Source organism: Candidatus Hydrogenedentota bacterium, assembly GCA_012730045.1.
Lineage (GTDB): Bacteria > Hydrogenedentota > Hydrogenedentia > Hydrogenedentales > CAITNO01 > JAAYBR01.
Genome location: JAAYBR010000143.1, coordinates 124,071 through 147,970, shown reverse-complemented (window position 1 = coordinate 147,970; position 23,900 = coordinate 124,071). Strand labels below are relative to the sequence as shown.

Genomic DNA, 23,900 nt, shown 5'->3' with positions numbered 1-23,900 from the left:
AAAGGAGCACACCATGAGAAAACACGCCTTCCTGATCGCCCTGGCGGCCGTCGCCGCCCTGGCCGCGCCGGGCAACGCCTCCGCGCAGCCCCCCATCCTGCAGCAGCTCGAGGACGGCTTCGTCCAGCTGCATGACCAAATACGCCCCTCCGTGGTCACCATTGACGTGAAGGGAAAGGACCAGGGCATGGAAATGGGCCGGATGGAGGAGCTCTACCGCTTCTTCAACCTGCCCGTCCCGTCCCCGGAGGACCGCCGCAGAATGCCCGCCCGGCCCCGGGGCACCGGATCCGGGTTCGTCTACGACGCCGAGGGCTACATCATCACCAACAACCACGTCGTGGAGGAGGCGGAGGAGATCACCGTCCGGTTCTCCAACGGCAAGGAGTACGAGGCGGTCGTCTCCGGCACCGACCCGGAAACGGACCTGGCAGTGATCAAAATCGAGGCGGACGAGCCGCTGCGCGCCATTCCCCTGGGCGACTCGGACGCGCTGAAGGTGGGCGAGTTTTCCATCGCCTTCGGGAGTCCGCGGGGACTTGAGGGGTCCATGTCCGTGGGCCACATCAGCGCCCTGGGGCGCGAGGGCCTGGCCGAGCTGGCCGCGCAGGGGCTCACGTTCCAGAACCTGATCCAGACGGACGCCGCCATCAATCTGGGCAACAGCGGCGGCCCCCTGTGCAACATCCGGGGCGAGGTGGTCGGCATCAACACGGCGATCATCCTCGGCGCCAACTCCATCGGCTTCGCCATCCCGATCAACACGGCCAAGGAAGCCGTCCCGATGCTCATCTCCAAGGGCAAGGTCTCCCGCGGCTACCTCGGCGTCTCCATTGACGACGCGAAGGACTACGCCGACGTGGACTCCCTCGGCCTGCCGGACAGCGACGGCGCGGTCGTGCGCCAGGTCCAGCCGGACACGCCGGCGGACAAGGCGGGCATCAAGACCTACGACGTGGTGCGCAAGGTCAACGGGGAGCCCGTGAAGACCGCCAGCGAGCTGGTCCGCCGGATTTCCTCCTTCACGCCGGGCACCAAGATCATCCTGGAAGTCTGGCGGGACAAGGCCCCCGCGGACATTGAAATCACCCTGATGGAGCGGAACCTCGCGGAAGGGCGCGCCGCGCAGGACAAGGCGGTTCTCGGCATCCGTGTGCAGGAGCTGACCCCGCAGCTGCTCGAGCGCATGGGCTTGGACGCCGCGCTCCGCGGCGTGGTCGTGACCGATGTCGAGCCGGGAAGCCCGGCGGAGGAGGCCCGGCTCATGCAGGGCGACGTCATCACCGAGATCGGCCAGCAGTCCGTGGCCTCCCCGGCCGATTTCCTCTCCACCCTGGAGAAGCATGCCGTCCCGGGCAAGTCGGTGCTGGTCCGCTTCGTGCGCGGCAGCAACGACCCGGACATCACCGTCATCCGGGTGCCGAAGGACTGACGGCGGCCCCGGCCGCCCGCGGCGCGGCATCCCCGGGGATGCCGCGCCGCGTTCTTGTGAATCGGCCGCGCGTTTTCTTAGAATCTCCAGGGACAGCCAACCCCTGGAAGGAACCGAACCCATGGAATACCGCCGCCTTGGCCGGACGGACTGGATGGTGTCGGTCGTCTCTTTCGGCGCCTGGCAGATCGGCGATGCCGAGTTTTGGGGGGATGACGACGCCGCGAACGCGGAGACGGCGGTGCAGGTGGCGCTGGATGGGGGGATCACCCTTTTCGACACCGCGGAAATGTACGGCGCGGGGGCGTCCGAAGAGGCCCTGGGAAAGGCGCTGGGACCCCGCCGAAAGGATGTGTACATCGCGGACAAGGTCTCCCCGGAAAACTGCGCCCCCAACAGGGTGCGCAGCTCCTGCGAGGCCAGCCTGCGCCGCCTCGGCACCGACTGCATTGACCTCTACCAGGTCCACTGGCCAAGCAGGACCGTCCCCTTTGAGGACACCCGGGCCGCCCTGGATGCCCTGCGCGACGAGGGAAAAATCCGTGAGATCGGGGTGTCCAACTTCGGCCCCCGGGACCTGGGAAGCTGGTGTGCGCGGGGAGGCGCCGTTTCCGACCAGGTCGGCTACAATCTCCTGTTCCGCGCCGTGGAGTACGAGGTCATCCCGGCCTGCCGGGACCTCGGTGTCTCCGTGCTGGCCTACATGCCCCTGATGCAGGGGCTCCTCACGGGGCGCTACGCCTCCATTGAGGACATCCCGATGCTGCGCCGCCGCACCCGCCACTTCTCCCGCCACCGCGACGGCACGCGGCACGGCGAGGACGGCCACGAAAACCTGCTGATGGACACGGTGGCCGACCTGCGCGACTTCGCCGCAGCCGTCGGGCTCACCGTGGAGGGAATGGCCCTCTCCTGGCTGGTGGCGCAGCCGGGGGTCGCCTCCATTGTCCTGGGGGCGCGCAACCCCTCGCAGTTGCTCGGCAACCTGCGCGCCGTGGCGGACATCGGCCCCGCGGCAATCGCCCAGCTCAACGAGCTGACCTATCCCCTCAAGCGCGTCCTCGGGCCAAACTGCGACATGTGGCAGACGGCGGAGAATTCGCGCATTCGCTGAGGCCGGAAGGGGAAGGGGGCGAAGAGGGGGGGGGTTATTCGCCCCAGCGCGCACGGCGCGACTGCTCGCCCAACCAGTGGGTCTGGGAGTCCAGGATGCCCATCCACTGGGCGGGGGAGTACCCGGCCACCCGGCCGCCCTGCTGGGGCGTCTGGTAGCACACCGTGGTCACATGCTTCACGCCCACGGCGTAATACAGGGCCACCCGCTCGGCGTAGGAGAGGGCGCGGTGCCGCTCATAGGCCCCCAGCAGCTTGTCCGTGCGGAAGGACATCTTCTCCGGACTGGTGGTGGTGCGGATGCAGAGGTTGGACACGGCGTAGGAGATGTCCTCCAGATAGCACCCGTCGCCGGCGAACTCCAGGTCTATGATCGCCTTGAGCGTGTCGCCGTCGAACAGCAGGTTGCCCCCGTGCCAGTCCCCGTGAATAAGCCCCGTCTCGAAGGCGTAGCGCTTGTCAATGTTCAGCACCTCCTTCGCCTGCTGGAGAAAGAGGACAATGTTGTTGCAGTGCCCCTGGATCTTCTGGTCGGCCCGCTCCTTGAGCGCCATTTCGTAGAACTTCTGGAAGGTCTCCTGAGGCACCTCGCTGAACCGCCACTTGCGCGCGTCGCGCGGGGGCACCGGCATCCCCTGGCACACCTGATGGAGCCGGCCCAGGGCCGATCCGGAAACCTGCAGCGTCGCCTCGTTCACCATCATGCTGTGCCCGAGAACAAACTGCTGCAGCTCCAGGCACCACGTGTCCTGGACCACAAAGGTCCTCCCGTCCCGGGTGGCCCGAATCTTCGCCACGGGGAGGCCGTTCTCCGCGAGAAACTCCGAGAGACGGTGCTGGAAATACAGGGAGTCCACCGATGCGGGGTCGTTCCGGTAGGTTTTGGCCATGAAAAAGCCCTGGGACGTCTCCACAACCATCTTGCGGTGCCGCCGCTGGTGCGTCGTCTCAAGCTGGCGCGGCACGGCGACCTCCCCGAGATCATAGTGCTCCCGGATGACGTCGCCAATGATTTCAAGTCCTGTCAGTTTCGAAGTGCTCACTGGAACCTGTGGGTAACCCCGCCGCGCGACACCGCACAAAAACCCCCTGGCACACTCCAACGGCCTTGCGCGAGGCCGCCCAGTCCGCCGTGAAACCACGCACGCACAAACAAAGCATATCGCATTTTGCCGTTCGCGGTCAACCGGCAGGCCGGAGAAAATGCGCGCCTGAAGCGCTTTTCCCCCCCTTTCTCCAAAAAAAACAAAAAAGGGCCGGGCCCTTTCAATGGGTCCGGCCCGCTTCGCGGGGCGCCGGGGCGCCCCGGTCAAACATTCTTGGAAAGGTACTCGGCCACGCCCTCGGCGGAGGCCTTCATGCCCTCCGCGCCCTTGCGCCAGTTCGCCGGGCAGACCTCCCCGTTCTCCTCGTGAAACTGGAGGGCGTCCACAATCCGAAGTGCCTCGTCCACGCTCCGGCCAAGCGGCAGGTCGTTGACCAGGGCATGGCGCACAAGGCCTTCCTTGTCAATCAGGAACAGGCCCCGCAGGGCGACGGCCTCGTTCACCAGCACCCCGTAGTCCCGGGCGATCTGCTTGGTCAGGTCGGACACCAGCGGGTACTGGATGTTGCCGATGCCGCCCTTCTCGACCGGGGTGTTCTTCCACGCCCAGTGCGTGAAATGGGAATCCACCGAAACGCCCACCACCTGCACCCCGCGCTCCTCAAACTCCTTCACCCGCCTGTCAAAGGCGATAATCTCGGAGGGGCACACGAAGGTGAAATCCAGGGGGTAGAAGAACAGAATCACGTGCTTTCCCCGGTAGTCGGAAAGCTGGAACTTCTCGTTAAAGGAGTTGTCCGGCATCACGGCGGTGGCCTTGAAGTCCGGGGCCGGCTGGGTAACTTGAACGCTCATGGGTAACCTCCTGGGGTGTGGTGTTCCGCCTGGCACGGGCGGTGTTTTTCGGGACGGCGCTCTCGCCGGAAAGCTAACAGGAACCGCTCCCAACTGCATTGAAAAACCCCGGCGGAATTGCGATTATTCCGCCGGGGTATGGGCCTGGAAAAAACGTGGGGGTCAGGTCGCGGAAGCGGCCCCGCCTCCTGCGGGGGCGGGCCGGCCGCCCAGCTCGCGGTCGAGCATGAACAGGCCGCCCGGCGCGCCCTTCACCATCTCCATCTGCGCCACGATGTCGCGGGCGTTGGACTCCTCCTCCACCTGCTCCGTGACGAACCACTCGAGGAATATGGTGCTGGCGGGGTCTTTAAGCTCCACCGCCTTTGCGTGCAGGTCCAAGATGCAGGCGGTGATGTGCTGTTCGTGGGCAAGGGCGGCCTTCCAGGCCTCCTGCGGCGATTTCCAAGCCGCCTTGGGGGCGGCGATGGCCTTGAGCTCCACCGCGCCGTCTCTCTCCAGCACATACCCGAAAAGCTTGGTGGCGTGAATGAGTTCCTCCTGCACCTGCACGCGCATCCAGGCGGCCATTCCCTTGAGATTCTGCTGCTCAAAGTAATTGACCATGGCCGCATACAGATAGGAGGAAAACAGCTCCTCGTTGATTTGGGCGTTGAAGGCTTTCTGCATTTCCGGTTTCATCATGGGACGTTCTCCTTAGTTTTCTTCTCAACACGCCTCCGCTTCGGATTCATTCCCGGCGCAGGCGGGGCAGAGCCCCTCGAAATCCAGCCGCCATCCCGTGGCCATGAACATCCCGTCCAAAACGCGCGGGTCGCCCACTCCGGCCACCTGATGGGGCCTAAGGTCCACGATCCGGCCGCACTGAAGGCACCGCGCATGGTAATGCGGCCGGATGTCGCCGTCATACCGCGTCTGCGCGCCGAGCGCCTCCAGTTTGAGAATCTTCCCGGCCTTCCAGAGGACGTCAAGGTTCCGGTACACCGTGCCCAGGCTGATGCCCGGCATGGCGCGGCGGACAATGCCATGCAGTTCTTCAGCCGAGGGGTGGCAGCTCAGTCTGCGCAACTCATCCAGAATCACCCGGCGCTGCCGGGTCATTCTTCGCTGTCTGCTGGCGGATTCCATACCTTTCACTCCATGCGCGCCCGTCCCCGGAAAGACGCTTCCGGCGGGACCGGGCGCACTTCGCGGAAAGGGAACCTTTCCGCGCCCATGCCAATCCCAATACCGTTTTACATCTTACCATTTTGACCCCCGCAATACAATCGTTTGTTTGGTTTTCTTGCCCGAAGCCGGTTTCAGGCCTCACCGGTATTCCCGGACGGTGAGGGGCACGCGCAGGGCTTTCCCGGCCCGGTTCAGGCCGAAGGTCGCCTGGTCCCCGACAAACAGCCCCCAGTTGATGAAGTCCACATCCGTCGGGTGCGCCACCGCCTCGCCATTTATCCGCACCACGACATCCCCCGGCTGCAGCCCCGCCTCGTCCGCGGCGGACGCCGGGAAAACCTCGGTCACCAGGACGCCGGACTCTGCGGAGACGTCCAGACGGCGGAGCACATGGGGGCTGACCTCCTCCACCGCCTGGCCCCGGAAACCAAACCACGGACTGCGCCGCCGCCCGTGCGTGAGGAGTTCATCCACGATCCGGCGGACCCGGCTGGCGGGAATGGCAAAGCCCAGCCCCTGATAGCCCCCTGTGTTGCTGAAAATCATGGTGTTCACCCCGACCACCTCGCCCAGGGCGTTGATCAGGGGGCCGCCGCTGTTCCCGGGGTTGATGGCCGCGTCGGTCTGGATGAGGTCCTGGTAGAACCGCTCCCCCTGCCCGATTTCCCGGCTCACCCGCCGGTGCGTGGCGGAAACCACGCCCACGCTGACGCTCGGCTGCGGGTCGCGCATCATGTTCCCGAAGGGGTTCCCGATGGCAATGACCCATTCCCCGGTCATCAGGGACTCCGAATCGCCCAGGGGGGCGAAGGGCAGGGGGGCGTCCCCCGTCTCGCGCACTTTCAGCACAGCCAGGTCGGAGCGCTCATCGGAGCCGACCAGGTCCACCTCGAGGCGCCTCCCGTTGGGCAGGGTGACGGACGAAATGGCGTCCGCGTCCTGAAGCACATGGTAGTTCGTGAGGATGTGCCCCCCGGCGTCCAGGATGAACCCGCTGCCGATGCCCTCCACCGCCTCCTCCCGCACGGGGGCGGGCCCGAAAAGAAACAGGTCGTAGAAGGGGTCCGAGAGCCGTTCCCGGCGGATCTGCACCGTGTTGATGGTGACCACGGCGGGGCCGGCCTTTTCGATTGCGGTGACAAGGGCGGTGCGCCGGGACTGGTCAAGCGCCTCCTGCGCCCCGGCGGCCAGGCCTGCGCAGAGCACCGCAACAGCGCACACGGAAAGGCGGATTCTGTGCTGCATCGGGTTGTCTCCTGATGGGTTCACCTCTTAGAAACGGGAAAGGGGCCGCCGGCGCTTCCGCCGGCAGCCCCAAATCTCCAGATGCTCCTTTTCTACTGCGCGGCCGCGGCGGGCTCGGAAACCACCACCACGGGCGCCGCTTCAACGGGCGCCGCAGGCGCGGCTTCGGGTGCCGGGGCCGCAACAGGCGCCTCCGCAGCCGCCGCAGGCGCGGTTTCGGGCACCGGGGCCGCAACAGGCGCCTCCGCAGCCGCAACAGGCGCCTCCGCAGCCGCAACAGGCGCTTCCGCAGCCGCCGCAGGCGCGGCTTCGGTGGGCATTTCCACGATTTCGTGGGAAATCTCGGGCAAAGGCGCGGGCGCTGCCGGAGCTGCGGCGGCGGGCATCGGCTGGGTCTCCGGCAAGGGCTCAGGCTCGGGGGCGGGCGGGTTTGCCAGCGTGTTCAGCGCCTCCCGCAACTGCGCCACCACCGGGGCCTCCGCGTCGAAGAGGGTGGACGCGCCGCCCAAGACCACCTTCTGGCGGCCCTCCGTCTCGGGGCCGAACTCCAGCGACGCCGCCGTGCCGTCCGCATTGCGGCACACCACGGAGAACGCCGCGCCTTCGAGAACAGCCGGCTGTCCCGGCACCGGGCCCGCCAGCTGGAAGCCGCGGGCGGTGGACAGGAAGTCCTCCACCATGTCGTTCGGCACGGGGGTGGTCGCACCGCCCTTTTCCAGACTCCAGGTTTCCCCGGACTTGGACACGGCGAAGGGGCCGCCGTCGCCGGCGAACTCGATGCGGTTCACATCGTCCAGCCGTCCGCCCAGCACGGCCATGACGTAATAGTCACGGGCCGGCGCGAGGAGCTTGGCCGCGTCGGTCTTGGACACGACCAGCGTGGCGGGGTTGTCGTCAAAGCGGGCGTAGACACCCTCGATGCACTTGGACGGCCCGCCCAGACGGATGGTGTGGTTGCCGTCGGGGCTCTCGATGAGGACGGTCTTGTCAAAGGAGGCGTCGTCCTGGACACCGTCCGCGTAGTCCACGGCCTTCAGGGCGACCGCCGTGTTGACCAGGTTGTCCGCCGTGAGCTGCTGTTTTTCCAGCTCATAGACGGGCTCCGTGAGGGACCATGCGCCGTCGGCCTGCGCCACGGCGACCCTGCCGTTCGGCTGGGTCACCTCCACGCGGGCGGCCTTTTCCTTCGCCACCGTGAGCGCGGGCAGGGTGAACATGGGCGCGCCCTTGATGAACACCTGCTCGAAGTTGATCTTGTTCATCTCGTAGATGAGCGCGTCGCCGGCGGTCCCCACCTGGACATAGGCGTTCTGGCCCGGGGCGGTCCGGCCGCCCAGCAGCACCACGTCGTCCTGCCCCTCGACGGAGATCACCGCCTTGTACTGCGGCGGCTCGAAGCCGATCTCGGCCTTCTTGGCGGGGTCGGCCACGTCGGTGACCGTCAGGTTCGTGAAACGGCCCAGCAGGGTCTCCAGCTCCATGTTGGAGAATTTCTGGTCGAAGCCGCCGGACGCAAGTTTCCACTCGTACTCGGGCGCCTTCGGCGCCTCCGGGGCGGCCTCGCCGCCCTCGGCTTTTTCCGCCTCGGCGGGCGGCGCCTCTGCCGCGGGCTTCTCATGCCGCTCGAAGACCAGTTCCTTGTCCGGCAGGGTCAGGGCCACGCGGGTGATCTTCGTCTTGTCCAGGGCGAGCAGTTCGGTCTTGAGCCACTTGGTGGGCTTGGGCGCCGCGGTGTCGCCGGAATCGGTCACCCCGGCGTCGCGCTTGAGGTTGGTGCCCTCCACATGCACGCGGGAGTCCCCCGCCTTGCGGATGAACACCGTCCGGAAGTCGGCGGTCTTTCCGACCAGCACGTCCAAGGCGGGGGCGTCCGACCCGTCCTTGTATCCCTTGGCGTGGAACGCCTGGTCGTCCTTCAGCTCGAAGGCGGCCAGTTTATCGTCGCCCTCGGCGGTGGCGCGGAACTCGCCCTTGAGGCCGACCAGGCTCTTCACAAACTTGTCCACGGCCTCCTTGTCCGCCGGGGCGTTGTGCAGGGAGGCGATCTTCCAGGCGTCGCCCTCCTTGGCGAGGACAACCTTCTCCTCGGGCTTGGACCCGGCGTACAGCTCCACGCGGGCGATGTCCTCCGCCTTCAGGGAGTCACCCGCCAGGGTCTCCAGCTTCACCTGCTCCACGATGGTTCCAGGCTTCTTCTCGGACGCTTTCCGCCACGCGACCAGCCCCGCGAGCACGAGCAGGACGACCAGGAACGGAATGAGTTTCTTCGGGCTCATTGTCTTGTCTCCGCTGTTTAGAGGTTCTTAATTGGCCTGTTGCCGCGCCTGCGCGACCGTGTAGGCGTTGCGCGCGCTCCGGCGGTAGGCGAACACGGCGAGGCCGGCAGCCGCGATGACCAGGTTGGCCAGGCCGTAGTTCGCGAAGCGCCAGACCATCTTGGTGGTGTCGGACAGCTTCTCGCTGATGATCCGGTCCACCGGCTTGCGGCCGCGCACCTTGATGAGGTTCTCGTCCAGCGACACCGAATCCACACTGTTCAGGAACAGGTCCAGATTGGCGCGCTGGAGGAAGTTCTTGCGGAACAGCTCGGAGCAGCCCAGCAGCACCAGTTTCGAGGGCTTCGCCTCCACGGGCGACGCGGCGGGCTCGTTGTCCGGCTCGTCCGGGGCGGGGGGCATGCCGGGCTGCTGCTCGGGTTTGGGCCACGCGGGACGCGGCGTCCCGGCGTAGGCGTCCGGGAACTGGCCCGTCACCACGGCCATGAGCGGGTAGGACTGTCCGGAGGCCGGCGCCTCGAAAGACTGCCCGGTCATCTGGTCTTTCCCCGGAACGGTCCACGCGCCGCCGGAACTGCGCATGAGGGTCTTCGCTTCCAGGTTAAGCTCCTTGAGCTTGTCCTCCTTGAGATCCAGCGCGGTGCCCCAGAGGTACAGGAGCTGGCTGAGGCGGTTGGTGACCGGGGACTCCGGGTCCATGGTGGCGTTCCCGACCACGATGTGCGTGGGCAGCTTGAACGGCTGGCCCATCAGCGCCTGGATGCCCTGGCCGCCCTGCATGGTCAGGGTCGTGTGGCTGGTGTCCATGAGCACGGCGTCGCTCACGCCCAGGCCGTACTTCTCCAGCAGCGGGTTAACCCCCGGGTTTTCCTCGCGGCGCTGGATCTGCGTGCCCTGGCGGGTGGCCTGGTAGTTCCACTCGTAGGTCTGCACCGCCATGACCACCGGCCTGCCGCTGTGCAGCGCCCGGTTGATCTCCCAGAGCTGCCGCTCGTTCAGGCTGCGCGGGTTCACGACCACCAGGGTGTCGTACTCTTCCGGAAGCGGGCTGTCCTTGGTCAGGTCCACGCGCTGAACCTCGTACTTCTCCATCTCCAGCACCTGCTGCAGGACCTCGTAGGGGTCCTCCTGGTCGGGCACGGGCTGGCCCATCTGCATCATCATCGCCCGGATCTGCGGGTCGATGCTGACCGCCTCCTTCGGCGCCACCAGGGCGACCACGGGGGCCTTGGTCCGGCTCATCTTGTAGACCGTGTTGGCCACGCGGTACTCCAGCTGGGAGAGCGGCACGGCGCCGAAGCCGCCGCTGTTCATCTCGTCGGGGATGACCTGCGGCAGGATCTCCTCGGCCTTGTCCTTGTAGGCGATGCCCATGCTGGAGTAGACGAGCTTGTTGGTCATCTCGTCCTCGCTGATGGCCTGAACGCTGAAAGGCTCCACACCCTTGTCCAGCATGCGCTTCTCAATGGCCTCGTTCTCGTCCTTCTCCCCGTCCTCCTTCTCGGCCTCCGGCTCGGTGTACTGGATGTTGGCGGCCTCCAGGTAGACCACGTCGTAGGACAGATTGCCGCCCGCGGCGATGCGCAGCTCGTCCAGCTTGTCCGTGATGTCCGTCTCCAGCGCGCGCATCTGCGTCGGCATCTTGTCCTTCGGCGTGATGTACACCTTCACCTGCACCTCGCTGTCCAGTTTGGACAGGATGTCGCGCGTCGCGTCGGACACCGTGTAGATCTTTCCCTCCGTCAGGTCGGCGCGGGCGATGCTGCTGCCCGCCAGCAGGTAGTTGAAGAGCAGGCCGATGGCCGCGCTCATCACCACGGCCGCGGCGAAGATGGTCCGCGCGCGCGGGCGGTTGCGCCCGTCAATGAAGAGCACGTTCAGCGCCAGAAAGATAACGATCCACGCAAGGAAGAAGGCCAGGTCGGCCACGTCCACCACGCCGCGCACGAAGGGGGTGTAGTGCGTGAACACGCCCATCAGGTCGGAGAGGAGGGAGCCGAGCCCCGCCACGCGGCCGTCAATGTAGGCGGAGATGAACGACGTGCCCAGCAGGAAGAAGCCCAGGCAGGTCAGGAGCGTCACCACGAAGGCGACGATCTGGTCCTTGAAAAACCCCGAGAAGAGGATGCCCAGGGACAGGAAGAAGGCGCCCATGAGCAGGGTGCCGAGGTACCCGCCGAGGATCATCCCGGGGTCCGGGGTCCCCAGGGAGAAAAGCATGGCCGGCACGGTGAAGGTGGCGGCCAGGGTGATGACGTAGAAGACCAGGGCGGCGAAGAACTTGCCCATGACCAGCTCCCACGCCTGCATGGGGAAGGTCAGGAGCATCTCCCAGGTGTTCTCCTTGCGCTCCTCCGCCCAGATGCGCATGGTCACCGCGGGGATGAACACGCACAGCAGGAGCGGGAGGTTCTCGAAGTAGGGCCGCATGTCGGCCACGGGGAACACGAAGAAGGAGGTGATGTACAGCCCCACGCTGATGGTGATGAACACCATCATGAAGATGTAGCCAATGGGCGACGTGAAGTAGGCGCCCAGGTCCCTGCGAAGTATGGCGATGATGTTGCGCATTGGTTCTCTCTCCTAGTCGCGAGCCGCGCCCTGCGTCGCCCGTTCGGTCAGCCTCAGAAAGGTTTCCTCAAGCGTCAGGGGCCGGTCGCCCAGCTCCCGCAGCTTCCAGTTGCGCCCCCGCGCCAGCTCGTTCACCTCGCGCCAGGGGTTACGGCCCGAAGCCGTGTGCAGGGTGAAGGCCGGGCACCCGTCCACCTTTCCGGCGGCCTCGACCCGGCGGACGCCCTCCACGCCCGAAAGCAGGCGCTCGGCCTCGTCGGAAGCGCCCTCGACGGCCACCAGGATCCGCTCGCCGTCCTTGGCCTTGCTCCGGAGCTCCTCCAGCGTGCCGTCGCCGACGATCCGGCCGCGGTTGATGATCACAATGCGGTCCGCCGTCGTCTCCACCTCCTGGAGGATGTGCGTGGAGAGGATCACCGTCTTCTCCTTCGCCAGCCGCTCGATGAGGTGGCGGATTTCCAGGATCTGGTGCGGGTCCAGGCCCGACGTCGGCTCGTCCAGGATGATCACGTCGGGGTCGTGGATCAGCGCCTGCGCCAGCGCCGTGCGCTGCTTGTACCCCTTGGACAGCTCCCGGACCACCTTGCGGAACATGGGGCGCAGCCCGCACGTCTCCAACACGGCGTTGATCCGGCTGTTCAGGGTGCCGCCTGAAAGGCCCCGCGCCCGCCCCACGAACTGGAGGTACGACCGCACCTCCATGTCCATGTACAGCGGCAGGATCTCCGGCAGGTAGCCGATGAGCTTGCGCACCTTCAGGGGGTCCTTCAGCACGTCCACCCCGCCGACCTCCGCCGTGCCCCGCGTCGGGTACAGGTAGGTCGTCAGGATCTTCATGCACGTGGACTTCCCCGCGCCGTTCGGGCCCAGCAAACCGACGATTTCTCCCCGGTTCACCTCGAACGACACATTGTCCAGCGCCACCACGGGACCGTAATGCATCGTCAGCTTCTTTGCTCTGATCATGCTCTTCTCTCCGCTTCCGCTTGGGGGTTGGATCGGACCGGCCGCGCTCTGCGCGAAACACCAAACCGGCCCGCAGGGGAAAGGCAAGGGCCGTGCCAACAGGGCCTCCCCGCAACATGGGGATATTATGCTCTTCATAAACATTGTCCCGCAAGGATTTACGAGAAATGAAGAAAGACCGCCCATTCCCCGAAGGCCCCCGGAAACCCGCCCGATTTCAGGCCGCCTGCCCGTTTTGGGGCAGGGGAAGGGGGGCCTGGCAAGCACCTAAGACAAGGCCGCCGGGACGGCGGCGGTACGCAAACCGCCCCGATCGGCCATTCTTGTTACGCAAGCGTCCCGCCGCCCGCGCGGACTACTCCGCCGCGAGCATCCCGGCGATGCAGGCGGTGCAGAAGGAGGCGAGGGTGCCGGAAACGACGGCCCACAGGCTGAGGCGTGCGATTTCGGCGCGGCGCTCGGGGGCGAGGGCGGACAGGCCGCCGATGAGGATCCCCATGCTGCCCAGATTGGCAAAGCCGCAGAGGGCGTAGGTGAGGATGACGACGCTGCGCCTGGACAGCGCGCCGTCGGCAATCAGCGTCTGGAGCTGCTGGTAGGCCAGAAACTCGTTGAACACGGTCTTGGTGGCCAGCAGTTCGGAGGCTGTGCGGATGTCCGGCCCGGGCACGCCCATGAGCCATGCGAAGGGCCGGAACGCCACCCCGAGGATCACGGTCAGCTTTTCCCCGGTCAGGGCCGTGGCCCCCTTGTCCAGCAGGAAGATCAGGCCGACAAAGACGATCAGCAGCGCGCCGACGTTCAGGGCCATGTTCAGGCCCGTGGCGGCCCCGCGCGCCGCCGCGTCGAAGACGTTCACGCTCTCGACGGGCATCTCGAAGCGGTGGGCGGCGGAGCCGGTCTCCGGCGTTCCCGTTTCCGGCACCATGAGCTTCGCCAGGGCGATGGCCGCCGGGGCGCTCATGAGCGACGCCGCCAGCAGGTGGCCCGGCTCCGCGCCGAAGGACGCATAGGCCACCATGACGCTCGCGGCGATGGTGGCCATGTAGGCCGTCTGGATGGTGAACAGCTCGGAGCGGGTCATTTTCGCCAGATAGCCGCCGAGGGCCGTGGCGGACTCGATGCCCGTGAACACCAGCAGGGCCGCGCCGAAGGTCTCCGCGCCGGAGGTTTTCATGGTCCGCCGCATGAGCCAGGCCATGCCCCGCACCACGGCCTGGATCACGCCGAAATGCTGGAGCATGGCGGAGACCGCCGCCACGAAAATGATCACCGGAAGGACGTTGAACGCAAACACGGCGCTCACCACGAAGGGGGCCTGCTGCGCCATCTCGCCGCCCGGCCCCGGGGCCATCGCGTGGTCGAGGATGAACACCTGGGACAGGGACCCGAAGAGGAACTGCGCCCCCGCGGTGGACCCTTCGGTCAGCAGGTCGAAACCCGCCTTGACCCCCGCGAAGAAGCCGCGCCCCCATCCGGTGCGCAGCACGAGCAGGCCCAGCGCCGCCTGGAGTCCCACGCTCCATAACACCACCCGCCACGGCACTTTTCTGCGGTTCTCCGAAAGCGCCCAGGCCATGACGAAAAAGCACACCAGCCCCAGCCCGCTGACCAGTCTCAACATGCGGCGTCCTCCGGGCCGTCGGTCCCGCGCACCGGCGCGGGCCTTCCGGCGATGCAGATCAGGAAACAGACCGGGCTGACAATCACCCAGTGCCAGGGCCAGCCGACGGACCATTCCCACCGGACGGCGGGGAACATCCACGGCTGGAGCAGCAGCACCAGCACCACACCGATGGCGGTGGCAAGCAGCATGCTGGCCGCGTTGCCGCGCCGGGTGAACAGGGCCGCGCAGAACACGCCCAGCAGCGGCGCCAGCGCGAAGGCCATGACCCCCAGGGCGAAGTCTATCAGCCGCGTGTTGCCGCTCTGCTGCATGTACACGGCAAAGACGGCGAAGACCGTGAGTCCCGCGCCCATGAGGGCCACGGCGGTGCGGGACGCCGCCAGATGGGTCTCCTTGGCGCCGTCCGTGGACCCGTCGCGGCGGCCGCGCCAGGCGAGCCAGGGCAGGTAGATGTCCGCGATCAGGCAGCTCGCCATGGCGTTGATCGCCGAGTCGAAGGTGCTCATGGCGGAGGCGAACAGCCCCGCCATGATGAGCCCCCGCAGCCCGGAAGGGATGTGCCAGAGCACATACTGCGGAAAGACGTCCTTGGTGTCCGCCAGCACGTCCGCCGGGGCCGCCGCGCCCATGAGGTCCGGGCGGGCGTAATAAATGTGCAGCAGCAGGCCGATGCCCAGGAACAGCGCCACCACCGGCACCGTGAGGAGCATGGAGCCCGCCAGCGCCATTCCGCCCCGCAGGGGCGACCGCGCCGACATGACCCGTTGGAGCATGTCGTGGTCCACCCCGTGCGTGGAGACGGTCACCACGGTCATGGCAAACACCCCCGCCCAGATGGTGTAAGGGGAGCTGAGGCTCAGACTGGTGTCCACGAGGAGGAGCTTGTCGCCCCCCTCGGCGGTCCGTAGCGCGGCCACAATCTCCGGAACCGGCAGGGGGATGGACCGCAGCAGGAAGAACACCGCCGCCGTCGCCGCGATGACCGTCACGGTGATCTGGACGGTGTCGGTCCAGATCACGGCGCGGATGCCGCCGCACACCGTGTAGATGGTGCCCACGACGCCCAGGACGATGATCACGGGGACCAGCTCGCCGGGGGAGGTGCCCCCGTACCACATGAGGGCGAAGCCGATCCCCGCCATGAACAGCCGCGCGCCGGAGGACAGCAGCCGCCCGAAGAGGAAGAGGGCGGAGGCCGCGATCTTGGCCGCAACGCCGTAGCGCCGCTCCAGATACCCGTAAATGGTGATGGTCCCGGCGCGGTACAGCGGGGGCACGAAGAACACCGCCACCACGAACCCGCCAAGGCACGCCCCGATGTAGGTCGAGAGGTAGCGCAAATCGCCGGAGAAGGACATCTGCGGCACGCCGATGAACGTGGCCGCGCTCAGGGAGGACGCGATGACGGAGAGCGCGACCGCCCACGCGGGCATGGTGCGCCCGCCGAGGAAGAACTCCTCCGTGTCGTTCTGGCGGCGGGACACCACCGCGCCGATGACCAGCATCCCCGCCATGTAGACGAGGATGATTGCCCAGTCAAGAACGCTGAATCCGTGTCCTGCTTCCATGTACACTGCTCCGGTCCCGTGAAGGTGTGAGATCGGGAAACTTGCGGCAAAAACGCCGCGTCATGCTACCAAAGGAGCCGGGAAACCGCAAATGCCCGCGAAAAAGCCCCGGATAGGTTTGGTCACGCTGGGCTGCGACAAGAACACCGTGGACATGGAGCATGTCGCCGGCGCCCTTGCCCGCAGGGGCTGCGAGGTCCGCGTCGCACCGATGGATCCCGACGAATGCCGGCAGGATTTTGACGCCGTGGTCGTCCTGACCTGCGGGTTCATCGCCGACGCGAAGATCCAGAGCGTGGAGTCCCTGGTGGCGTGGGCCGAGCGCAAGAAGGCCACGGGACGCCCCGCGCGGCTTTACGCCGCGGGCTGTCTGGTCCAGCGCCACCCCGGCGAACTCCAGAAGGAGCTCCCCGAGGTGGACGGATGGGTCGGCGTCGGCCAGGTGGCGGACCTCGTGGCCTCGGTCACCCGGCCGCCCGCCGGGGGGGGATGTGCCGCGCTGGTCAGGGCGCGCCCCTCCATGGACGAGGTGCCCGCCCAGCCCCGCCTGCGGCTGGAGTCGGGGCCGTCGGCCTGGCTCAAGATCGCCGACGGGTGCAACCACCGCTGCGCTTTCTGCGCGATTCCCGCCATCAAGGGGCCTTTCGCGTCGCTGCCCCGCGAGTTCCTCCTGCGCGAGGCGCGGAGCCTGGTGCGCCAGGGGGTGCGCGAGCTGAACCTCATCGCCCAGGACATCACGGCCTACGGGAACGACCTGTACCCCGACTACCGGCTGCCGGAGCTGCTCCGCGACCTGTGCGCGGTCCCGGGAGACTTTCGGGTCCGCTGCCTCTATGCCTATCCCGGCGGCATCACCGACCGCCTGCTGGACGTCATGGCGGGGGAGGGGAAGGTGGTCCCGTATCTGGACATTCCCCTCCAGCACCTGGTACCGGAAATGCTCAAGAAAATGCGGCGGCCCTCGGCGACCCTCGGCACAGCCCGGCTCCTGTCCCGCATCCGCAAGCGCCTGCCCGGCGCGGTGCTGCGCACCACCCTGATCGCGGGGTTCCCCGGCGAAACCCGCGAGATCTTCCGCGAGGCTGTGTCCCTGCTGAAGGAATACCGCTTCCACTGGCTGGGCGTGTTCGCCTATTCCCCCGAGGAGGGCACCCCGGCGGAGCGGTTCCCGGACCTCCCAACGGAGTCCACCCGCGAGCGCCGGCGGCTCCGGCTGCTGGAGGCGCAGGCCGCCGTCACGGCGGAGCTCAACGCCGCGCGCGTGGGCGCGGTGGAACGCCTGTTGGTCGAGCATCGGGAGCCGGAATCAGGCCTGTGGCAGTGCCGGGGACCCTTTGAGGCCCCCGAGGTGGACGGAACGATCTGGCTGTCCGCCGCGCCGGGCGCGGTCGCCGCCGGCGATTTCGTGGACGCCCGCATCACCGCATCGGGCATCTACGACGTGTTCGCGTCGCCGTTGCCGGAAGGCTGATCCTCCGGCGCGGGGGCGGGCGCGGGGCGGAACAGCGTGAAGGGGGCCATGATCATCTGGCGCACCCCCGCCACCGTGGACACCTGGCGCACCGCGCGGCCCATCTCGTCCAGCAGCGCGCGACGCACGTCCGCCTCCTTCACCTCGCCCTCCTCGCGCACCGTCACCAGCCGGTGCATGGCGTACAGCCCCAGGAAGAACGCGATGAAGAAGAGGAAGTCCAGCCCGCGCAGGTCCAGGGCGGGCATGACGAAATCCGCGCCCTCGGGCCCTGCGGAGGCGTAGTGCAGGGTCAGCACAAGCTGCTGTGAGTCAAACCAGTCGGCGCTGAACCCCGCGATGACCGGGGAGACCGCCGCCGCCAGCCCGGACACCAGGGAGTTCACCGCCAGATAGGCCCCCGCCTTGCCGTAGGGCGCGAGCCGCAGGGCGAGATTCCCGGTGCAGAGGTTCACCCCCGCCGTGCCGATCCCCGCCAGGATGTGAATGACCAGCAGCAGGGGGATGGTGAGAAAGTACTGCTCCGGCATCGTGGTGAAGGGCCACAGCAGGAACGAGAAGATGAAGAGCGGTGCCGACACCGCCAGCACTGCCTTGTGCGAGAACCGGTCCGCCAGCCGCCCCCAGAACCGGAAGAACAGCACATTCACCGCCTGGCTCAGGACCGTCAGGCCGATGACCCAGGACATGTCCATCCCCAGCCGCTGGAGGAGGTAGACGGCGAAGAAGGGCGCCGCGAAGTTGAGGGCGAAGTTCCACGCCCCCAGAAAGATCAGCACCTGCCGGAAATTCCGGTCGCGCAGGGGCTGGCGCAGGGTCCGGAGGAAGGGCTCGTCCGCCCCCGTCGGCATCACCGGCTCCGGCGCCCGGAAAAGCTGGTGCACGCTCAGCATGCCGAACACCATGGCCAGCAGGAACACGGCGACATACGCGCCCGCCGCGCCGCCCGGCGCCCCCGGCAGGTGGAGCTTCCACGCGTCCACGCCAAACCCCGCCCCCAGGCTGACCAGCGCGCCCGCCGCCGTCGCCAGGGTCATCCGACGCGAGAAAAACTCGCCCAGGCGGCGCTGGGGGATCAGGTCCCGGATCCACGAGTTGAACGCGCACCCGCCGATGTTCCCCAGGGTGTAGTGGACCATCAGCGCGCCGAGGAACACCGGGATCTGGAGCCGCCGCTCCAGCACGAAGGGGATCGCCGCCATCACCAGCCACATGCTCCGGCTGAGCGTGGCCGCGACGAGGACGATGCATTTCCGCCACCGCAGCCGCTGCACGAGGTACACCGCCGGGATCTGAAACGCCAGTGCCAGCGGCCCCAGCGCCGCCAGCACCCCGATCACGCTGTTGCTCGCCCCCAGCGCCAGCGCAAACCCGATCAGGAACGCCCCCGTCGTCAGCACCGTGTGCGACTGGATAAACACCCCGTCCAGCACGAGGGCGCGCATGCCGCCTTCGAGTTCACGGTCGCTGATGGAGGACTGGGGGGGCACGGAACGAAACACGGGAAAAGGCACCTGTGGTTACACGAAGAAGTGACGGAATGGTACCGTTAATCGCGCATCAGGGAAAAGGGTTCCGGCCGGAAGAGCGAAAGAGGGGACTCACACGGAGGCACAGCGGCGCGGAGAGGGGAGAACGAGAGGGCAGGGGGCGGGGAACGCGCGCGAAGCGCGCCGCAGCAACACAATGACGGAGGAAACCGCAGATCGCGCGCGAAGCGCGCCTTGGAGTGCGGTAGCTTGCTGCCGCCTTTCTTCGCGCGGGCTCGCCCGCGCGGGGCTGCCTGAAGAACACAAACGTAGACGCGATTCCGGTACGGCAGCAATTCCCGGATCCTCCAGCACCAGCGCCCACTCCGGCGTGAACCCCGCCACCAGAAGAACACCGCCCGAGAACCCACTCGGAGAAGAAAGTCTCCAATTCGGCAGATGGGCATCCGGATAATTTGACTGGGGCTGGAAACAGGCGACGACAGCCGAATCCTGAGGACCACATCATGCGAGCATTGGACACGGACATGCGTACAGACAGGGGGGCCTCATATCGAAATTCACGGCTACAAACCAGGGGGAAGCGCTCTTCCTCCCCATGTGCCTGCGAACGGCTGAACCTCTTTGTCTTGATAATGTTCATTAAACTCTGTGACGAGCCCTTCGATTTCCCTCTGCAAGGCGCACAGAAGGTCCTCTCTGCTCTGAAAAACATATTTTCCTGATTTTATAGTTGCGAATCGCTCCCTTATGGGATCACAGGCCGTAGCTTTCCTAAACTGGGCGTCTTCGCCATGAAGAGAACAAATATGAAACACCTCGCTGTCACTCATTTCTTGCAGATAGTTACCTAATTCCCGAAAGTAGCTCTCTCGCCTGTCCTTGACATCAGTGTTGCGCACAAGCCTATACATAATGATAGGGCGCACACTATACTTGCACATGCGAAACACTTTTCTTAACACTATCACTGCCACAGTTGTTGTTACTGAGTCAACAGCATCGCCGCATTTCTCTGGATAAAGAAAGACATCAACTGCCCTGCGAACGATACCGCACCCATATTGACTGTAAAGTATTCTTCCCGATGTACATAAATACATATAGAACACAAGTTTCAAGCGAAGATGTTCTGTTTCTGAAGCTATTTTGCACAGTTCGTCGGCACAACCGTCGATTCCGGTAATTCCATCCATGTAATCAAGGACCTTTCCGATCCGCAACTCCTTTTCTAGAGCATCTTCTATAGGTAGTGCTTCGCGAATAGTCCTCAAGAAGTCATCGCAATTTGTTTGATAGAGCGACTCTCTATCCAGCGCGGCGCTGGAAAACGCTCCAAGAACAACTATCACACCAACAAATAGCACCCTCATACGACATCGGACATTCATCGATAAACACTCCTTCGCCACGGTTGACGACTCTAATGGCGTGACGATAGGCAGCCCGCGGGGGGGGCACGGCCCATCGTTTGGGTCTTAGGGGCGTTAGGTTTCTGTCGCACTTCTGAGCATGGGGAAATAATAGCCGAAAGGGTGTGCGGTGTCAATAGGAGGGATGAGTCCGGAGTCTGTAGCCGGGAGTCTGGAGGAATAAGAGCGGGCGCGCGCATGGGCGCGCGGTGCCAGGCTGGAGCCTGGCGATCCCAGGGGGGAGTCCGTCGGAGGTCTGGGGTCTGGAGGACGCGCTGCGCGGGCAGGCCCGCGCGGGGGGAAGGCGGCAGCAAGCTGCCGCACTCCAAGGCGCTTCGCGCTCTGTGGCACGGGGGGGGAATGCGGTGTGTACGGGGCGTTGCCGGAGTGGTTATCCGGTGCTGTTGGGGGTGCCGTGGTCGCCTTCGAGTTCGCGGTCGCTGATGGAGGACTGGGGACGCACGGAGCGGAGCACGGATAAAGGCACCTGTGGTTTCGGGAAGAAGTAACGGAATGGTACCGTTAATCGCGCATCAGGGAAAAGGGTTCCGGCCGGAAGAGCGGAAGAGGGGACTCACACGGAGGCACAGCGGCGCGGAGAAGCAAGAACGAGAGGGCAGAGGGCGGGGATCGCGCGCGAAGCGCGCCTTGGAGTGCGGTAGCTTGCTGCCGCCTTTCTTCGCGTGGGCTTGCCCACGCGTGGACGGACACGCGACAGGAGCTAACCTCCTCTCTCCACTCGGGCCACAGTCCTTAGGAGATGAGGGCCCCTTTAACTCAGAGACGCAGAGAACGCGGAGATGAAGAGTAACAGCAAAGGCATCCTGCCCACGATCTTCTGAGGTTTTCACCGGCCACATCACGGGCATTCTGCATGTGCTTCCGGGTTGGAAACACGTTTCCCATTCTCCCTCCCTCTCGGCGTTCTCTGCGTCTCTGCGTTGAGTCTTGTCTTCCATGCCGCAAGGGCGTTCATCCGCAGGAAGCCGTCGTGATGTCCGGTCTGAACGGCGTCAGCAAGCTGCCGCACTCCAAGGCGCTTCGCGCTCTGTGACACGGGAGGGAATGCGGTGTGTCCGGGGTGCTGCCGGGATGGTTATCCGGTGCTGTTGGGGGTGCCGTGGTTGCCTTCGAGGCGGGTCCTGTCTTCGGTTAGGATGGCCGCGAGGGTGTCGGGGCTTTCCTGCGCCCAGGTGAAGTCGTATACCCAGTCCGCGGACGGGTCCGCGACAGCATGCGCGAACACCCTTGGGGAGAGGGTCACCGTGAGGTCTCCCCGGCGTTCCACGCGCACGTCCACGGGGGGCTCCTCGAGGCGGAGGGTGCCGGAGGGCACCACGGGACCGGGGGCGCGGGACTGGAACAGGGGCACGTGGGCATGGCGCACGACGGCGGCGCGGATCCCGCCCTTCGCCGAAAGGAGGGCTTCCAGGGTCTCCGCGTCCGCCTCCAGGGAACAGGCGGCGGCATTCGCGCCCAAGGCGGACAACTGGGCGAGGCAGGCCCGGTTCATGCACCCGATGGACGGCAGGACCAGGGTCTCCAGGCGGCGTTTGCCCAGCCGGGAGAGCATCTGGAACCCGGCCGGGTTGGACGCCGCGACGGTCTGCACCCCGAGCTGCGCGGCTTTGCGCAGGCGCGCGTGGGCCTCCGCCAGCGCCTTCGGGTCAAACACGAGGTGCGGCAGAACCACCCCGACCCTGTCCGGGGCGGCAACGGCACGCAGCGCGGCGGCGAAGGCGGGGTCGTCCACTGCGGCCAGCGGCGCCATCCAATGGACGGCGCGCGTGCCCGGCCGCTCCGCCAGCGCCTGCCGGAAGACGGCCAAGCCTTCGAGGGCGGGAAGAATCACCCAGCAGACGGGCCGGGAATCCGGGTTCCCGCCGCCGGGGGCCACAGCGGGGGCCACAGCGGCGGCCACCGCCGCGTCCCGCGCCTCGTTCAGCGCGGCCTCCAGCCGCGCGAGGAAGCGGTCGCGGAAGGCCGCCAGTTCCTCCGGCTTCATCAGGAAGGGGGCGGGCGGGTCCGACCCCTCCGGCGCGAGCCGCACCGATGCTGATGCCGTGTCGGTGGCCAGTATTTCCAGGGCCTCGCCGTGCGGGATTTCCCCGCGCCGGGTCCAGGGGTGCCGCAGTTCCACCAACACCCCCGCGCCGGCCTCCGCCTTCAGCGTCACGCCGCCCTGACCGGTGCGGACCTGCACGGGAAAGCGCGCCTTTTCCGCGCGCCCCATGCGGGCCTCAAGTTTCTCCAGACGGTTCTGGAAGCCCTTGGGCCGCGCCCCGGCGTCCGCCGCCTTCACGACGGCCACGCCCGCCGGAACAGGGCAGGGGACCGCCACTTCCACCCCCCGCCCCGCCTGCACCCGCTTGACGGGGCGTCCGTCCAGCAGCAGTTCCCGCACCGTCACCGACACGGGCGGCTGGCCGGGGCGCGCCTGCACGCGCAGGCGGTCGCCCGCGCTCACAGGTTCCGTGGGCCGGAACGCGATATGGCCCGGCGTGCGGCAGGACACCGTGGTGCCGATGCGGCGTCCGGACTGCGACTCGGCGGCGCCGAGCAGCCCCGCGGGACGCGGCGCGGAGAGGTACCCGGTGCAGGATTCCCGGCCCACGGCGGAATCCAGCAGCCGCCGCGCCTCAGCGGCCTCCTCCCGGCCGATGCGGGGCCAGGCGTCCAGCAGCAGCCGGTAGGCGCGGACAATCTGGGCGACGGCCTCGGCGGGCTTCAGCCGCCCCTCGATCTTCAGCGAGGTGACGCCCGCCTCCACGAGCCGCCCCAGCACGGCGGTGGCGTCGAGGTCCCGCGTGGAATACGCGTTGCCCTTATGCCCCGCGCCGTCGAAGAAGGCGCGCCGGCAGGGCTGGAGGCACAAGCCCCGGTTCGCGCTCTTGCCGTGGACGTGGCTGCTGAAGAGGCACTGTCCGGACACGGAATAGCACAGCGCGCCGTGGATGAACACCTCCAGAGCCACCGGGCAGGCGTTCCGGACCGCCCGGATCTCGTCCACCGTCAGCTCCCGCGCCAGCACGACCCGGTCAAACCCCATCTTCTGGGCGGCCAGCGCGCCGTCGGCGTTGTGGATGGTCATCTGGGTGGAGGCGTGCAGGGGAATCTCCGGACACAGGGTCCGGGCCAGGCGCAGCACCCCCAGGTCCTGGAGGATCAGCGCGTCCGGGCCGATGCGCCGCAGGTCGTCCAGCAGCGCCGCGACGTCATTCAGCTCGTCGTCCCGCACCAGCGTGTTCAGGGTGATGTACAGTTTCCGGCCCAGGTCATGCGCCAGCGCCGCCATGCGGGCCAGGTCGTCCCGCGTGAAGTTGTGCGCGCGCAGCCGGGCGTTGAACTGGTGCGCGCCGACATACACCGCGTCCGCTCCGGCGTCCAGTGCCGCGAGAAAGGCCTCCATGCGCCCGGCGGGCGCGAGCAGTTCCGGCGGTCTGGGGGAACCGCCGGAAGGGCAGGGGGGGGTATGCGGGGACATAAGGGCCTTTCGTGAATTCTTGGTGGTCGCGGGACAAAACATGGCGCGAATCGGGGCGCTTGCGGGCACGAGATTGCTTCACTACGTTCGCAATGACGTGTATTCCTGCGGCCATTGCAGCGACGTTTATTTCCACGGTCATTGCGGTGACGTGCGTTTTTGCGGTCAATGTAAT

16 protein-coding genes are annotated in these 23,900 nt (G+C 66.6%); 3 read left to right on the top strand and 13 right to left on the bottom strand.

Translation table 11 applies throughout. The features are described 5' to 3' along the window. Positions 1 to 13: 13 nt before the first annotated feature. On the top strand, positions 14 to 1,432 hold the full coding sequence (locus GXY15_15890; GenBank protein NLV42692.1) for a PDZ domain-containing protein: 1,419 nt from the start codon (positions 14 to 16) through the stop codon (positions 1,430 to 1,432). A 121-nt stretch (positions 1,433 to 1,553) separates the two neighbouring features. After that, a complete protein-coding gene (locus GXY15_15885; GenBank protein NLV42691.1) occupies positions 1,554 to 2,546 on the top strand; it encodes an aldo/keto reductase in 993 nt (330 codons plus the stop codon). Positions 2,547 to 2,580: 34 nt separating this feature from the next. Here the strand turns inward: GXY15_15885 and GXY15_15880 are convergent, their stop codons facing one another. The 10 genes from GXY15_15880 to GXY15_15835 form a co-directional block, all read right to left on the bottom strand. Next, positions 2,581 to 3,588, bottom strand: a complete 1,008-nt coding sequence (locus GXY15_15880; GenBank protein NLV42690.1) for a phosphotransferase — start codon at positions 3,586 to 3,588, stop codon at positions 2,581 to 2,583. A gap of 266 nt (positions 3,589 to 3,854) precedes the next feature. Beyond that, complete coding sequence (locus tag GXY15_15875) at positions 3,855 to 4,445, bottom strand: peroxiredoxin (protein ID NLV42689.1); 591 nt, start codon at positions 4,443 to 4,445, stop codon at positions 3,855 to 3,857. Between the two features lie 162 nt (positions 4,446 to 4,607). Next, positions 4,608 to 5,129 carry a ferritin gene (locus tag GXY15_15870; protein NLV42688.1) on the bottom strand — a complete coding sequence of 174 codons (522 nt, stop codon included), beginning with the start codon at positions 5,127 to 5,129 and terminating at the stop codon, positions 4,608 to 4,610. Between the two features lie 24 nt (positions 5,130 to 5,153). Beyond that, complete coding sequence (locus GXY15_15865; protein NLV42687.1) at positions 5,154 to 5,573, bottom strand: transcriptional repressor; 420 nt, start codon at positions 5,571 to 5,573, stop codon at positions 5,154 to 5,156. Between the two features lie 180 nt (positions 5,574 to 5,753). Continuing rightward, entirely contained in the window at positions 5,754 to 6,860 is a 1,107-nt protein-coding gene (locus GXY15_15860) for a trypsin-like serine protease (GenBank protein ID NLV42686.1), read from the bottom strand. A gap of 92 nt (positions 6,861 to 6,952) precedes the next feature. Continuing rightward, entirely contained in the window at positions 6,953 to 9,136 is a 2,184-nt protein-coding gene (locus GXY15_15855) for a DUF4340 domain-containing protein (protein ID NLV42685.1), read from the bottom strand. A 27-nt stretch (positions 9,137 to 9,163) separates the two neighbouring features. Further along, positions 9,164 to 11,707, bottom strand: coding sequence for a hypothetical protein (locus GXY15_15850; protein ID NLV42684.1), 2,544 nt, complete (start codon positions 11,705 to 11,707; stop codon positions 9,164 to 9,166). Between the two features lie 12 nt (positions 11,708 to 11,719). After that, positions 11,720 to 12,673: an ATP-binding cassette domain-containing protein gene (locus tag GXY15_15845; GenBank protein ID NLV42683.1), complete on the bottom strand. Its 954-nt coding sequence runs from the start codon at positions 12,671 to 12,673 to the stop codon at positions 11,720 to 11,722. A 355-nt stretch (positions 12,674 to 13,028) separates the two neighbouring features. Then, complete coding sequence (locus GXY15_15840; protein NLV42682.1) at positions 13,029 to 14,297, bottom strand: hypothetical protein; 1,269 nt, start codon at positions 14,295 to 14,297, stop codon at positions 13,029 to 13,031. Further along, a complete protein-coding gene (locus tag GXY15_15835; protein NLV42681.1) occupies positions 14,291 to 15,868 on the bottom strand; it encodes a sodium:solute symporter in 1,578 nt (525 codons plus the stop codon). The genes GXY15_15840 and GXY15_15835 overlap by 7 nt, the downstream gene beginning before the upstream one ends. A gap of 91 nt (positions 15,869 to 15,959) precedes the next feature. Here GXY15_15835 and rimO point away from each other — a divergent pair, with 91 nt between their 5' ends. Then, a complete protein-coding gene (rimO, locus tag GXY15_15830; protein NLV42680.1) occupies positions 15,960 to 17,339 on the top strand; it encodes a 30S ribosomal protein S12 methylthiotransferase RimO in 1,380 nt (459 codons plus the stop codon). Here the strand turns inward: rimO and GXY15_15825 are convergent. The 3 genes from GXY15_15825 to GXY15_15815 form a co-directional block, all read right to left on the bottom strand. Then, complete coding sequence (locus GXY15_15825; protein ID NLV42679.1) at positions 17,303 to 18,841, bottom strand: MFS transporter; 1,539 nt, start codon at positions 18,839 to 18,841, stop codon at positions 17,303 to 17,305. The genes rimO and GXY15_15825 overlap by 37 nt on opposite strands. A 554-nt stretch (positions 18,842 to 19,395) precedes the next feature. Further along, the gene (locus GXY15_15820) at positions 19,396 to 20,220 is read right to left on the bottom strand and encodes a hypothetical protein (protein ID NLV42678.1); all 825 of its coding nucleotides are present in this window, start codon (positions 20,218 to 20,220) and stop codon (positions 19,396 to 19,398) included. A gap of 1,117 nt (positions 20,221 to 21,337) precedes the next feature. Then, entirely contained in the window at positions 21,338 to 23,725 is a 2,388-nt protein-coding gene (locus tag GXY15_15815) for a U32 family peptidase (protein ID NLV42677.1), read from the bottom strand. Positions 23,726 to 23,900 lie beyond the last annotated feature (175 nt).